Genomic DNA, 1,013 nt, shown 5'->3' with positions numbered 1-1,013 from the left:
ATTTGCAAATTTGATATTTGGATCTGTTTGATCTGAATTAGCCCTCAGTTAAATCTAAATAGCATAGCAGTCTTTTTTATACCACAGCTTGTTAATTGTTCAATCCCATATATACCCCGCCCATGCTAGTTCTGCATATGTTTTTAGCGCCTCAAACTTTCTCATTTTCTATCCTTTCTGAAGAATTCTTCTATCATCTTTTGATTACATATATCCAAATACTTCTCCCTGCCGCTATCGCAAGATATCCCGTATCCTCTCGACTCGCTTCCAAAAGCCTTTATAAAGCTTTCGCCTAACGCTCCTTGGTATCTTACGTTTTCGTATATATTATCGGCTAGTATCCTGCCCGTTTTTCTATCTTTTATGATTCCGCCGTAGTTAAAGCTTAGACCGATTAGGTCGTCAAGAAAGGTTTTGATATTTGGTGCCGGCTCTATGCGCCAGTCCGTCATCCTATTTTCTTTTTCCAATACCAACTCTATATCGGCTATCTCATCTTCATTGATTTCTTTACGAGCTACGCATTTGTCTTTGTAAATTTGCTTGAGATCTTTCATATTGTATTTTATGTAGCTTAATATTTTAGACGGTTTTATATCTATCGTCGAGGCATTTCTATCATCAAGTAATGATTTTATCTCTCTGATTATTTTATCCTCGCTTTCATGATTTGATTGTAGTTGATTAAAAAATATATTTAATTCTTCATACGTTATCGGGATACTCTTTAAAAAGCCTCTTGTGCTTAACTTGGCTGATAAAAAGCACTCTTGTGCGGTATAGTCATCCAGATAAATTCTAAAATATTTACCGTTTGTGACAGGATTTTCGCTTTTTTCTTTATAATCTATGAAATTTACGTAGCCGTTTATCAAAGATATGAAATTCGCATCGGTCGTATTTGCAGGGAAATTTAGCCAATTGGTTGGATCTATCAAAGGAAAACCGCTTATATTCCATTCGACTATTTCTCTTTCTCCGGCATAGTAAGCATGTATGGCGGGCTTTTC

At 35.7% G+C, this 1,013-nt stretch carries 1 protein-coding gene; it reads right to left on the bottom strand.

Annotated elements, in window-relative coordinates:
* Positions 1-161: 161 nt before the first annotated feature.
* Positions 162-1,013: hypothetical protein (locus Q0236_RS08020; RefSeq protein WP_297916730.1), on the bottom strand; the 852-nt coding region annotated here is incomplete at its 5' end.

Source organism: uncultured Campylobacter sp. (assembly GCF_938031315.1).
In the GTDB taxonomy this organism is placed as follows: Bacteria; Campylobacterota; Campylobacteria; order Campylobacterales; family Campylobacteraceae; genus Campylobacter_B.
The sequence above is the reverse complement of the archived record's forward strand: the minus strand, read 5'-3'. Positions and strand labels throughout refer to the sequence as shown.